The organism is Pseudomonas mendocina (genome assembly GCA_037482215.1).
GTDB lineage: Bacteria > Pseudomonadota > Gammaproteobacteria > Pseudomonadales > Pseudomonadaceae > Aquipseudomonas > Aquipseudomonas mendocina_E.
The window spans coordinates 4,681,162-4,693,962 of record CP148074.1; the positions used below are offsets into that span (position 1 = coordinate 4,681,162).

Annotated in this window: 10 protein-coding genes; all 10 read right to left on the reverse strand. The window is 59.4% G+C overall.

All coding sequences use genetic code 11. The features are described 5' to 3' along the window. Position 1 precedes the first annotated feature (1 nt). The 10 genes from WG219_21535 to WG219_21580 all read right to left on the reverse strand — a co-directional run bounded on the left by WG219_21535 (position 2) and on the right by WG219_21580 (position 12,727). Entirely contained in the window at positions 2 to 1,981 is a 1,980-nt protein-coding gene (locus WG219_21535; GenBank protein WXL25841.1) for a methyl-accepting chemotaxis protein, read from the reverse strand. Between the two features lie 101 nt (positions 1,982 to 2,082). Continuing rightward, positions 2,083 to 3,108, reverse strand: a complete 1,026-nt coding sequence (gene dmpG / locus WG219_21540; GenBank protein WXL25842.1) for a 4-hydroxy-2-oxovalerate aldolase — start codon at positions 3,106 to 3,108, stop codon at positions 2,083 to 2,085. A 10-nt stretch (positions 3,109 to 3,118) separates the two neighbouring features. Further along, a complete protein-coding gene (locus tag WG219_21545; GenBank protein WXL25843.1) occupies positions 3,119 to 4,060 on the reverse strand; it encodes an acetaldehyde dehydrogenase (acetylating) in 942 nt (313 codons plus the stop codon). A gap of 30 nt (positions 4,061 to 4,090) precedes the next feature. Continuing rightward, positions 4,091 to 4,885 (reverse strand): 2-keto-4-pentenoate hydratase, encoded by a 795-nt coding sequence (gene mhpD, locus WG219_21550; GenBank protein WXL25844.1) that lies wholly within the window; start codon positions 4,883 to 4,885, stop codon positions 4,091 to 4,093. A 133-nt stretch (positions 4,886 to 5,018) separates the two neighbouring features. Then, positions 5,019 to 6,659: an acyl-CoA synthetase gene (locus WG219_21555; protein ID WXL25845.1), complete on the reverse strand. Its 1,641-nt coding sequence runs from the start codon at positions 6,657 to 6,659 to the stop codon at positions 5,019 to 5,021. A 106-nt stretch (positions 6,660 to 6,765) separates the two neighbouring features. Beyond that, positions 6,766 to 7,623, reverse strand: coding sequence for an alpha/beta fold hydrolase (locus WG219_21560; protein ID WXL25846.1), 858 nt, complete (start codon positions 7,621 to 7,623; stop codon positions 6,766 to 6,768). A 9-nt stretch (positions 7,624 to 7,632) separates the two neighbouring features. After that, the gene (mhpB, locus tag WG219_21565; GenBank protein ID WXL25847.1) at positions 7,633 to 8,574 is read right to left on the reverse strand and encodes a 3-carboxyethylcatechol 2,3-dioxygenase; all 942 of its coding nucleotides are present in this window, start codon (positions 8,572 to 8,574) and stop codon (positions 7,633 to 7,635) included. 212 nt (positions 8,575 to 8,786) lie between these two features. Then, complete coding sequence (locus WG219_21570) at positions 8,787 to 11,054, reverse strand: TonB-dependent receptor (GenBank protein WXL25848.1); 2,268 nt, start codon at positions 11,052 to 11,054, stop codon at positions 8,787 to 8,789. A 64-nt stretch (positions 11,055 to 11,118) separates the two neighbouring features. Further along, the gene (locus WG219_21575) at positions 11,119 to 12,354 is read right to left on the reverse strand and encodes an MFS transporter (GenBank protein ID WXL25849.1); all 1,236 of its coding nucleotides are present in this window, start codon (positions 12,352 to 12,354) and stop codon (positions 11,119 to 11,121) included. Continuing rightward, positions 12,338 to 12,727 (reverse strand): hypothetical protein, encoded by a 390-nt coding sequence (locus tag WG219_21580; protein WXL25850.1) that lies wholly within the window; start codon positions 12,725 to 12,727, stop codon positions 12,338 to 12,340. Before WG219_21580 ends, WG219_21575 begins: the two co-directional genes overlap by 17 nt. Positions 12,728 to 12,801 lie beyond the last annotated feature (74 nt).

Consider the following 12,801-nt stretch of genomic DNA (forward strand, 5'->3'; position numbering starts at 1 on the left):
TTTACAGCTTGAAACGACTTACCAGGGCGTTAAGGCGAGCCGCACTCGCTTCCAGATCATCGCTGCGCCTGTTAACTTCTCCTGCGCTGTTTGAAGCGCTTTCAGCCGAATCCGCAATGCTCACTAGGCTGCGAGACAGCAAGTCACTGGTCGTGGCCTGCTGCTCAGTGGCAGTTGCGATTTGCTGACTCATCTCTCGCACCCGACTAATAACCTGAGACAGGCTATCTAAGGCCTCACTGGCCTCACTGGCAGTCAACACATTGCTCTGGGAGGTTCGTCGACTCTGCTCGATAATGTCCACAACCGTACGTGTACGCTCCTGAATCAAGGTAATGCTGGCGCACACCTCCTCAGTTGACGTGTGCGTACGCCGCGCCAGCGCCCGGACCTCATCCGCCACCACGGCAAAGCCACGGCCCTGCTCCCCTGCCCTGGCCGACTCAATGGCTGCGTTGAGCGCCAGCAAGTTGGTCTGGTCAGCGATATTGCTAATCACCGCAACAATGGTACCGATCGCCTGGCTGGCATCATCCAGCTGTACGGCCAGAGTGGAAACATGCTCCAGGGTCTCGGCATCCTGATTAATCGCCCGCACCAGTCCAGACACTTTGTCCTGCCCCAATGCCACCGCGTCATCACCATCACTGGTGGCACGCGCGGCCTGACCTGCATTGGCTGCAACCTCCTCAATGGTGGCCGCCATCTCCTGCATGGCAGTTGCCAACTGGCCAACTTCATCACGCTGAGCATCCACCACCTGACCGGAAGCACGACTTTGCTCCTGCAACTCAACAGAAGTGGCCTGCAGGGATTTGCTGGTGCCTTTGATTTCAAAAACTAAGTCCGCCATAGCGCTGAGGAAGTTGTTGAACTCGCGCGCCAGTACTGCCAGCTCATCGTTGCCTTTAGCTGGCAGACGGGAACACAAGTCAGCCTCACCACTGGCCAATTGTTTGACCTTATCCGCCACCACCTGCAATGGCTGAGCAATGGCCCGGCCCAGCAGGACAACCGCAACGGCCAACGCAACAGAGGCCAACGTGCCCAATAGCAGCAGCTGCAAGGCAAGTGACTTTACCCCACCCAACAGGGCCGAGCTGGGAAAGGCCAGCCCCAGCGACCAAGGCGTTACGGTATGGCCAATGCTGACTGGGGTTACCAACATGAATGTTTCTTCAGCAAGCGCAGGCGAATCGAAACGCAGGGTGATACCAACACCTTTACGCACCGCGTCAATCACAACGTCCAGATGATCACCGAGGAAATCCTTCTCGCTATCCGCCTGCTTCATACCGATTCGACTCGGGTCCGGATGTGCGACTAACGTGGTGTCATGGGCGATCAGAGCGGCAACCCCAACCCCCAGTGGACGTAGTCCGGCAACGCGCTCCTGCAACTTGGCGGCATCCAGCCCCACACCCAGCATGCCCACCACCCTGCCGGAACTGAGCACCGGCACACTCAGGGCAATGACGTTCTGATCGCCGGAGCTGCTGCTGACCGGCACAAGCGGAATGACCTGCTCGGTGGCCGGGAATTGCGCTCCAAGCCTCCGCACCAGGGCCTCCCGGGCCTCATCCAGCGCCGGGTTGATGCTCTGCCCATTGCGCAGCCACAACACGCTCTGTCCGGCGCTCTGCTGACGAGGTATCCACCAGATCGCTGCGGCCTCAGGCAAACCACTGAACAACGACTCGATCATCTGATCAGCGATACGCCGATCCGGCAGCCCATCCTCAATGATCTCGCTGCTGAGCAGGCCTGCGGTGTTACGCATCGAATAGAGCGATGCATCGAAATAGCTGCTGATTTCGCTGGCCTGCTGCCGGGCGATGGCATCCACCGCGACTTCAGCCAGCTCCTCAGTGGAGGATTTGCTGGAGAAATACACCAACAGCACCGTAGCCAGGTAGATCAATAGCGTCAGGGGTAAAACCGTGAAGAGCAGTTTGTTCTTCATCGTCAAATTCGACAGCATCAGGGCACCTCTTGTTAGTTATGGGTAGCGCACCGCAGACGTCAGTTTTCGCAAGGCAAAAAAAAGCGCCGTGACAAGCACGGCGCAAACAGAGCAATGCATCAAGCGCGTTGCTTGAGCAGGTCCAGAGCAACGTCAACAATCATATCTTCCTGCCCACCCACCATGCGGCGGCGGCCCAGTTCGACGAGGATGTCCATGGTTTTCAGGCCGTATTTGGCGGCGGCCACTTCAGCGTGACGCAGGAAGCTGGAGTACACACCGGCATAGCCCAGCGCCAATGTTTCGCGGTCGACGCGCACCGGGCGGTCCTGCAGCGGGCGCACCAGATCATCAGCAGCATCCATCAGGCGATACAGGTCGGTGCCGTGGTTCCAGCCCAGACGCTCAGCCGCAGCGATAAACACTTCCAGCGGCGCGTTACCCGCACCGGCGCCCATGCCGGCGAGGCTGGCGTCGATACGGTCACAGCCTTCTTCCACCGCAGCGATGGAGTTGGCCACGCCGAGGCTCAGGTTGTGGTGCGCGTGCATACCGGTTTGGGTTTCAGCATTGAGCACCGACTTGAACGCGCGCATGCGGTCGCGGATGTCGTTCATGTTCATGGCACCGCCGGAATCAGCCATGTAGATGCACTGGGCACCGTAGGACTCCATCAGCTTGCCCTGAGCGGCCAGCTGTTCGGCCGGGATCATGTGGCTCATCATCAAAAAGCCGACCGTATCCATACCCAGCTCACGGGCGAATTCGATGTGCTGTTTGGAGACATCCGCCTCGGTGCAGTGAGTGGCCACGCGAACGGAGCGAGCACCGGCTTTGTAGGCTTCTTTGAGGTCGTGAACTGTGCCGATACCGGGGATCAGCAGCACGGTGATTTTCGCGTGCTTGATCACGTCGGCAGCCGCTTCGATCCACTCCAGATCGCTGTGCGCGCCGAAGCCGTAGTTGAAGCTGGAACCTTGCAGGCCGTCACCGTGGGTGACTTCGATGGAGTCGACCTTGGCTTCGTCCAGGGCGCGGGCGATGTCCTGCACATTCTGGATCGAATACTGGTGGCGGATGGCATGGCTGCCGTCTCGCAAGGTTACGTCGGAGATGTAGAGTTTTTTGCTGGGATCAAATGTCATGCTCATGTCCTCAGGCCTCGCCGTTCAGCATTTTTTCGGCCATGCGCTCAGCGGTGGCCATACCGGCGGAGGTCATGATGTCCAGGTTGCCGGCATACGCAGGTAGGTAGTGCGCCGCGCCTTCCACTTCAAGGAATACGGAGGTTTTCAGGCCGGAGAATTTGCCGTGGCCCGGGATGTTCAGCGGCGCGTCTTCTGGGATCACGTCGAACTGCACTTTCTGCTTCAGGCGGTAGCCCGGCACGTAGGCGTTGACGGCTTTTTCCATCTCTAGGATGGAGGCCTCAACAGCCGCTTGATCCGCTGCTTCGGACAGGACAAAAACGGTGTCACGCATGATCAGCGGCGGTTCAGCCGGGTTCATGATGATGATCGCCTTGCCCTTCGCCGCGCCGCCGATCACTTCGATGGCTTTGCTGGTGGTTTCGGTGAACTCATCAATGTTGGCTCGGGTTCCCGGGCCAGCGGATTTGGAGGCGATGGAGGCAATGATCTCGGCGTAATGGACTTTAGCCACTCGGGAAACGGCTGCGACCATCGGAATAGTGGCCTGGCCACCGCAGGTGACCATGTTCACGTTGAGCTTGTCGACGTGTTCAGCACCGTTCACCACCGGTACGCAGTACGGGCCAATTGCCGCCGGAGTCAGGTCGATCAGGCGGATGCCCGGCTTGATCGAACGCAGGAACTCGTCGTTCTTAACGTGGGCAGACGCGCTGGTGGCATCGAATACGAAGTCGATGTCTTTAAACACATCCATCTTGGTCAGGCCGACCACGCCTTCGTGGGTGGTGGCAACGCCCAGGCGCGCAGCGCGAGCCAAGCCGTCGGAGTTAGGGTCGATGCCGACCATGGCGCCCATTTCCAGGTGCTTGCCATGACGCATGATCTTGATCATCAGGTCGGTGCCGATGTTGCCGGAACCGATGATGGCGACTTTCAGTTTCTTCATGCTGATGCGCTCTTTACGTGGAGCTGCCGATTACTCGGCCGAAAAATTCACTGCAACCTGGCCAACGCCTTCGATCACAGCCTCGAAACGATCACCTGCGCTGACGCCAACCATTGGCCCCAGTGCGCCGGTGAGAATGATGTCGCCCGCACGCAACGGATCACCCAAACGCGCCATGGTGCGCGCCAGCCAAACGGCGGCATTGAGCGGGTGGCCCAGGCACTCAGCACCGCTGCCACTGGAGGCGACTTCACCGTTGCGGGTCATGCTCATGGCGGCTTTGCGCAAGTCAGTACCAGCAAACGGCACAGCCGGGCCGCCGAGGACAAAGCAGCCGCTGGAAGCGTTGTCCGCCACGGTGTCGACAAACTTGATGTTCCAGCCCGCTATACGCGAGCCGACGATTTCCAGTGCAGGCACTACGTAGCCCGCCGCATCCATCACATCGGCAAAGGTGGTGTCAGCACGGGGCAGATCTTTGTTCAGGATCAGGGCGATTTCAGCTTCGATCTTCGGTTGCAGCACCGAAGTGAACGGCACGGTCTCGTTGTCGCCGTAGCACATATCAGCAAACAAGGTGCCGAAGTCCGGCTGATCTACACCTAACTGGGCTTGCACTTTGGGGTTGGTCAAGCCGATCTTACGGCCGACGATACGACGCCCAGCCGCTACGGCATGGGCCACGTTCAGACGCTGAATGGCATAGGCCGCTTCGCCAGACTCTTCACCAATCTGTTCGCGCAGCGGGGCAATGGCCACACCGCTCTGCTCGGCCTCACGCAGCGCCGCTGCCAGTTGCTCCAGAGTTGCCTGGTTCACGCTCATCACATCACCTCAAGGTTCACTGTGACAGGCCCGTGATTCAGGCCCGCACAATTTGCATTGAGGTCGATGTTAGAAACTGCCCGGTAAACTCGGCGCTCCCATGAGCACCGGGTTTATCCCAGTAGTGCAGAAATTACTGCGCCACCGCCAATTGCCGGGCCCGCTCACGCAGGACGAACTTCTGCACCTTGCCGGTACTGGTCTTGGGCAGCTCGCTGAAGACGATCTTGCCTGGCACCTTAAAGCGCGCCAGACGCTGCTGGCAGAAGCTGATCAGCTCCTCAGACGTCAACTCCACACCCGGTTTGGCGGTGACAAAGGCACACGGCGTCTCGCCCCACTTCTCGCTCGGCATGGCCACCACAGAGGCTTCCAGCACCTTGGGATGGCGATACAGAGCATCTTCCACCTCGATGGAAGAGATGTTTTCACCACCGGAGATGATGATGTCTTTGGAGCGGTCTTTGATTTCCACGTAACCGTCGGCATGCCACACCGCTAGGTCACCGGAATGGAACCAGCCACCCTCAAACGCTTCGGCACTGGCAGACGGGTTCTTCAGGTAGCCCTTCATCACCACGTTGCCGCGCATCATGATCTCACCGATGGTCTGGCCGTCTTGCGGCACAGGCTCCAGGGTTTCCGGGTGGGCCACCATCAACTGATCCAGCAGCGGCCCGCGCACGCCCTGACGGGAGGTCAGACGGGCACGTTCTTCAGCAGGCTCGGCACGCCACTCTTCTTTCCACTCGCAGAACACGCTGGGGCCATAGGTTTCGGTGAGGCCATAACCGTGAGTGACAACAAACCCCTGCGCTTCCATGTTCTCCAGCACCGCAGCAGGTGGTGCCGCGCCTGCCGTCAGCACCTTCACCGGATGCTGTTTGAGTGCTTTCAGTTCATCCGCGGCGTTAGCCAGCATATTCAACACAATCGGTGCGGCGCAGAAGTGATCGACCTTGTGTTCGGCGATCAGCGGATAAATCAGCTCAGCCCGCACATGACGCAGGGTCACACTGGTGCCGATAAATGCAGCCAACGCCCAAGGGAAGCACCAACCATTGCAGTGGAACAGCGGCAGCGTCCACAGGTACACCGGGAAGCGGGTCATGTCCCAGCTCATGGCGTTGGACAGCGCATTCAGGTGCGCGCCACGGTGGTGATAAACCACCCCTTTCGGGTTGCCGGTGGTGCCGGAGGTGTAGTTGAGACTGATGGCCTGCCACTCATCCTGCGGCATCGGCCAGGCGTAATGCTCATCCCCTTCTGCCAGCAGCGCTTCGTACTCAATCTGGCCGATCAACTGGCCCTGCTCATACAGCGGATCATCAATGCCCACCACCAGCGGCGGTTGCGGCAGATGGCTGATCACCCGTTGGGCCAGTTCGCCGAACTCTTTATCCACCACCAGCACTTTGGCTTCACCGTGCTGGAGGATAAAGGCAATCGCCTCGGCATCCAGACGGGTGTTGATGGCGTTGAGCACCGCGCCGCACATCGGAACACCGAAATGCGCCTCGAACAGCGCAGGGCCGTTGGGAGCCAGATAGGCTACGGTCTCGCCCTGGGCAATGCCCCGCTGGTGCAACGCAGAGGCCAGACGGATACAACGCGTATAGGTCTGCGCCCACGTTTGCCGCTGCGGGCCGTGGATGATGGCAAGACGATCGGGATACACCGTGGCCGCCCGCTCAATAAAACTCAAGGGCGTCAGGGCCTGGAAGTTGGCAGCCTCGCGCGGCATGCCGTACTCGAAGGGGTTGATGCCGTTCATTTTTATTCTCCGGCTTTTTTCAGGTTGTAATGAGTCTGGGCAGCAGACCCTTTGGACACCTCCGAATCTACCAACGACCCGGAGATGTCCCGATACTTCTTAAGTCTTAGTTCTGCAGGAAATCCACCACCAAACGGTTGAAACGCTCTGCGTGTTCCCACTGCGCCCAGTGGCCGCATTGGTTGAACACATGCAGTTCGGAGTTGAGGATGCCGGCGTTCAGGCGGTAGCCCACATCCACAGGAACAAAGCGGTCATTGCGGCCCCAAATGATCAGCGTGTGTGCTTTGATCTGCGGCAAACGTGGGCCGAAATCCGGGTATTGCGTCGGGAACATCTGGGCGCTCTTGACGAAGTTGGCGTTGTGATCCGGGTTGGCGGTCATGTTGGCCAAGCGCGCCTTCATCAGGTCTTCGGTGAGGTCGCTGGTGTCGTAAACGAACACCTGCATCATGCGGTTGAGGTTTTCCAGCGTCGGCTCACGGTACAGCTCACCGATACGTTTGATGCCTTCAGTCGGCATCGGCACAAAGGCGCTGATACCGCCGGTGCCACCGCCCATCAGGATCAGCTTATCGACGTTCTGTGGATAAGTGAGGGTAAAGGCCACCGCGCTGTGAGCACCCATGGAGTTGCCGATTGGGGTGATCTTGTCGATGTTCAGTTGGTCAATCACCGCCTTGACCACGCGGGCGTTGAAGTCAGAGCGCGACTCGGCACAGACAAACGCATCACTCTTGCCCCAGCCGGGGAAATTGATCAGCAGCACGCGGTAACCGGCATCCACCACCGCATCAATATTGCGGTTGAAGTTGGCCCAGCCGGTAGCTCCCGGCCCAGAGCCGTGAAGCATGACCACAACCTTGTCGCCATCGCCGATGTCGTTGTAATGCACCTTAAGCGAGCGGCCATTGTCTTCGATCTGCACAAAACGGCTGCTGTCTTCTTCGCTGAAGCGGGTCATGGTCACCTCTCAAACAAGGCGCGCGCTGAGCGAGCCAAAACCGGCAATCCATTCAGGCACTGGCCGGTAATAACGGTCATGGGTCTGGTATGGGCCGTAACTCGACAGAGCAGCAAACGCGGCCACCCAGGTTTTGATTTCGTGGCTGGACTTACCGGCTAACACCGACAACTCGGCATTGCTCATGCTGTCCAGCTCGCTGAGCTGTCCCTGCTCAAGCAGGGAAAGGAAGCGCTGATCCCACTCTGGGTTGAGTGGGTACAGCGACTCCGGTTCTTTCACGAATCGCTGCGCAGCGAGGATCACCCGCTGAGTGCGTGCTTCGCGTTCGTCGGCCGGCAAATGCCGACCACTGCCTTTGAGCCTGTCTGCCATGAGGCCTTCGACGTTGGCCAGTTCAGGTACCGGAGGCTGGTGCGATAAACCTCCGGAGCCTATCAACAGGACCCTCTTATCCAGCGAGCTGGCCCAGCGGCCAATGGCCTCGCCCAGCAGACGGGCACGTTGAAAACTCGGCAGCGGGGTTGCCACCGAGTTGATGAAGACCGGGATCACCGGCACTTCACGTAAGCCACCCAGCAAAAACTCCAGTGGCTGAGCAGCGCCATGATCCAGTTGCATACGGTAGGACACGGCACTGTCTATGCCCGCAGCCAGCACAGCATCAGCACAGGCTTCAGCCAGGCTCTGCGGCACATCCAAAGCCCCGGCCAGGGTGCCGAAGTCACCAATGGCATGGGCCTGCATTCCAATACAAAACGACGGCATCACATCGTAGAAGAAGCCGTTGTAATGGTCAGGGCTGAACAAGATGACCAGCTCAGGATCAAACTCGGCGATACGCTGGCGGGCGGCGCTGATTACGCCGTCCACTTCGTCGAGGACGGCTTGGGCAGGGTCCACATGCCCCATCAGCGGGGTATGGGAAAGGCAATGCAGATAGACACTCATCTTGATTCCACACTCGGGTTGCACAGCCCCCACAGGCAGTGCAACCAGGTTCCTATGATTGATCTGTACCGAGCATAGGTAGGTGGCCTGCTACCAACACTCCCGTGACGGCGCGGCCTATCCATTGAGTGCAGGTTTTCTCGCGCACAGACACGCAAACGCCGGGACAAAGCCCGGCGTCTGGCTACAGCGGTTATTTCTGCAACGCCTGATCAATACTCCACGGCATAACTCAGGGCAAAGGTGCGGCCCTGCGCCGAGACGCTGGAGATTTTGCCGTAGGTGGCCTCAGCCTGTTGGCCGTAAACAGTCTTGTAGTCGCGGTCGGCCAGGTTGTAGATGCCGAAGCCAACCTTGCCGCCAGCCAGCGGCGCATGGGCGATCAGGTCGAAGGTGGTGTAGCCCCGAATCTTCGCCGCCGGTGTGGCACGGATGGTCGGGCTGACCGCCGCGTCCTGTGCGTCGTCATAGGCGCGGTCGGTGCCGCCCACGGTCAATGCTTGCAGGCGCAAGCCGTAGTCATCGTAGAAGGTCCAGTCGCTGTACAGCGTGGCTTTCAGCGGTGATACACGGAAGGCATTCAGCTCACGCCAGTCGCCCGCCGCATCCTTGTATTCACCGCGGGTGTAAGCCAGGGTGCCGCCCACATTCCAGATTTCAGTCAGCGGGTAGTTAAGGTTGGCTTCCACCCCCCAGATACGCTCGTCGGTATCGGCTACCGACACGCTGTAATCGCGGTTGAACTGCACCACTTTGTCTGAGGTGTTGTAGAAGGCGGTAACGCCTGCTGTCAGGCCAGAACGCGCCTGCAAGCGCCAGCCCAACTCGTAGTTATTAATCTTGATCGGGTCGATGTTGCTGCTGTCGATCACAAAGCCTGCCGAGACATCACGCAGCATGCGTTGGGTATCCGGCAGGCTGAAGCCCTGACTGAAATTGGCGAACAGTTGCTGATCATCGTTGAGCTGGTACAGCGCGCCGACATTGAACAAGGTTTCGCTGTGTTTCACATCGCCACCGCGCAACTGCTTGGCCTGATACCCCGGCGCCAGGTCAGCGGTGATCGCCTCGGAGTATGGCGTGGAGTCGGACACGTCATTCTTGATGATCTGCCTGCGCAAACCGGCTTGCAGGCTCAGACGCTCAGTGAGCTGGTAATCCGACTGGAGGAAGAAACCGGTGTTGGTCACTTCGACATCCGGGCCCATGGCGTAACGCTTACCGGCCTGATAGTCGAGGCCGTTGCTGGCGATAAAGGTGTTCACGTCGTAAGTCTGGCCGGTCTGGCTGTCTTTCTCGCGCTCGTAGTCCACACCGTAGGTCAGGGTCAGCTCACGCTCGGCCACGCTGAAGCCTTTTTGCAGCGCCGTGCGTACGCCCCATACGTCGATATCGGTATTGGACTGCATCGCCACATAGGTGAAGCCGCGAGGCAGTGCCGGGTGTGCAAGGCCGGAAACACTGGGGAACCAGCGGCCCTTTTCCTTGCGGTAATAGGCCTCGGCGGTCAGCTGCTGGCCGCCGAGCACATCCAGATTCTGGTACTGGGTATTGAAGCCGTAGTGCTCGGTGCGTGGCTGGTCATCCAGCTTCAGGCCATCCACCCCTTTCATGCTCGGCTCGTAGCTGGGGTCAAACAGCACCGCCAGACCGGGGCCGTAATCCGGGCCGTAATCGCTGTCCTGCTTGTCTTTGTAGTAGCGCACACCAGCACTGAGTTTCTGATTGTCGTCCAGTTGCCAGCTGAGGCGCCCGTTGAAGTCGACGGTCTGGGTGTCCTGACGGTCGGTCTGAGCGATTTCAGGACCTACGCGATCACCATGGGCATCCTGAATTTCACCTTGCTTCACATAGCTGAGCCCGGCAAAGCCGCTGAAGTCTCCTTCGCTAAATGCAATGGTCTGGGTGGCGTTGTAGGCCATGCTGTCCTGCGAAGCACGGTCGGCAAACTTCATCCCGACCTCGCTGCTGAAGGCCAACGGCGTGCCGTCTGATTGGCGAGTAATGATGTTGATGATGCCGCCCGTAGCCCCTGCACCGAACACGCTGCTGGCACCGGAGACCACCTCAATACGCTCAATCATCGCCGGGGTGATGCTGTTGAGCTGGCGCGAGCCGTCGCGGGAGCCGGTCATCGGTACGCCATCAATCATCACCTGCACGGTACGGCCACGCATGGTCATACCGTAGTTGCTGGTGGTCCCGGAGCCAGGCGTCAGGGATGGCACCAGTTGCCCGAGTACATCCGCCGTGCTGCGCCCCGGCGCGCTCTGCTTGGCGATGTCTTCTCGCTCGATGGTGTAAACCGTACCGGCGATTTCCGCCACGCTTTTGCCCACACGGCTGGCGGTAATCACCGCCGGTGCCAATGCCTGCGCCTGGCTGCTGCCTTGGGCTGAGTCACCTGTCTGTGCCACGGCCTGGGCGCTGATCGCCAGGCTGAGCAGAGATACCTGAAATGATGTTGCTAGAAGACGCATGACGTTCCCCTTCGGAGCACCGCTGAACACGCACTGCGTTTCAGGGAGACTCCTTGTTTGCGAGTTAAGAGTTGGCAAATCCGGCAGTAATTTTTTTCATAACACGCTGGCTGAGCAGCACGCTGAGCACCGACAACCCACCCAGCAGCAGGTAATACGCGGCATAGCCCAAACGTTCAGCCAAAAGCCCGGAAACCGCGCCGCCGAGGAAGTACACCAGCAGCTCCAGGCACACCAGAACGGTGAAATCGGTACCCGCCTGCTGACGCGAGCACAGGCGCATCAGCAAGGCATAAAGACTGGTCATGGCGATGTAACGGATCGCCAGCATCAGCAACACAATCGCCCCCAGCCACAGTGATGAGCCCTGAGCCACGCCGCCATACAGCAGCACGCCGAGTAGCAGATAAAGCACCGTACGCCCCCAGCCGATCTGGATCAGCAGCGACTCAGCCTTGCGGGTTTTCAGAGCCCGCGCCGCCGCCACCGCAGCCAGCAGGCCAACCGACGCACCCACCACTGACATCAGCAGGCCGATCTCGGTCAGGCTCCACTTCTGGTCGATCATCAGCGGCGTCAGCATGGCCATGGCCGGGGCTTCGATCAGGCGATACACCACAATCAGCAGAAACGCCCAGAGCATTTCCTTGCGCTTAAAGGTGTTGATAAAACTCGGGCGGGGGCTTTTCTCTGCGCCCGTTACCGGCGTACGGTCATTAATCCGCGCCACCGCCAGCATCGGCAATGCCGTCAGCGCAGCCAGCACCAGCAGCGCCACTTGCCAGCCCGATGTCTGGTACAGCCACAACACACCGGCTCCACCGACCATGCTGCCCAGCGCCACACCCATGCTCTGCGCCATACTGCCCAGGCGATAATCAGCAGTGGGCAGGGACTCTACGGTGTAGCCGTCAATGGCGATGTCCTGCGTGGCCGCAAAGGTAGATATCCACAGGCTCACCAGAATGAACACCCACAGGCCGTAATCGAAGGCCGTCACCGCCAGCGCTAGCACACCCAGCACCAGCGCCAGTTGCGTGCCCCACAACCAGGTTTTACGCCGCCCCCAGGCTCGCACGTAATAGCGGTCAATCAGCGGTGCCCAGAGAAACTTGAACGCCCACGGGATGTAGAGCAGCGAAAGCATGCCGATCCAACGCAAATCCACCGCCTGACTGCGCAAAATGGCGGGCAGCGCCACGGTGAAGAAATACAGGGGCAAGGCGTGGGCCAGGTACAACACCACGACCACGGACAGGCCCATGCCGGTTACGGCGGTCAACTCAGCACTGCGTTTCATCATTCACCATGCGTTGAGCGATCCACTGGTAGCCCTGGGTTTTGTCTTGAGTAACAAAATAGGGAACGCCCCAAGCCGCATGCAGGGCTGGCGTATCCAACCGAGCCTGCTCGGCAGCATCACGGGCGACGCGCACAATGCCCCGGCAATGGTTACGAAAAGCCGGTTTGTACTGCTTGTACCAGAGCGCCTGAATGGCCCGGTAATCCTCGTCAAACTCAGTTCCGGCCAGGGTGCAGGACACAAAATAAAAAGGCTGCTCAGCCTTCAGCAGGGTCTCGATACCCTCCAGCCAGTCACGGATTTCCCCGGCACTGACCAGCCCCTGAAATACCGCATCAACCACCGCCGTCTGGCGTAGCAAAAAACCCATCGCCCCGCTCACTCTCCTGCAATTGCACGCAACTGGCCGATTGCACAGGCAAATCGGCAGCTATTTCTATATGA

Bases quoted from the DNA above. Each gene is read 5' to 3' on its own strand.
- WG219_21580 (WXL25850.1), bottom strand. From the start codon at position 12,727: ATGGGTTTTTTGCTACGCCAGACGGCGGTGGTTGATGCGGTATTTCAG.
- dmpG (WXL25842.1), bottom strand. From the start codon at position 3,108: ATGACATTTGATCCCAGCAAAAAACTCTACATCTCCGACGTAACCTTG.
- WG219_21535 (WXL25841.1), bottom strand. From the start codon at position 1,981: ATGCTGTCGAATTTGACGATGAAGAACAAACTGCTCTTCACGGTTTTA.
- mhpB (WXL25847.1), bottom strand. From the start codon at position 8,574: ATGAGTGTCTATCTGCATTGCCTTTCCCATACCCCGCTGATGGGGCAT.
- WG219_21570 (WXL25848.1), bottom strand. From the start codon at position 11,054: ATGCGTCTTCTAGCAACATCATTTCAGGTATCTCTGCTCAGCCTGGCG.
- WG219_21545 (WXL25843.1), bottom strand. From the start codon at position 4,060: ATGAAGAAACTGAAAGTCGCCATCATCGGTTCCGGCAACATCGGCACC.
- WG219_21560 (WXL25846.1), bottom strand. From the start codon at position 7,623: ATGACCCGCTTCAGCGAAGAAGACAGCAGCCGTTTTGTGCAGATCGAA.
- WG219_21555 (WXL25845.1), bottom strand. From the start codon at position 6,659: ATGAACGGCATCAACCCCTTCGAGTACGGCATGCCGCGCGAGGCTGCC.
- WG219_21575 (WXL25849.1), bottom strand. From the start codon at position 12,354: ATGAAACGCAGTGCTGAGTTGACCGCCGTAACCGGCATGGGCCTGTCC.
- mhpD (WXL25844.1), bottom strand. From the start codon at position 4,885: ATGAGCGTGAACCAGGCAACTCTGGAGCAACTGGCAGCGGCGCTGCGT.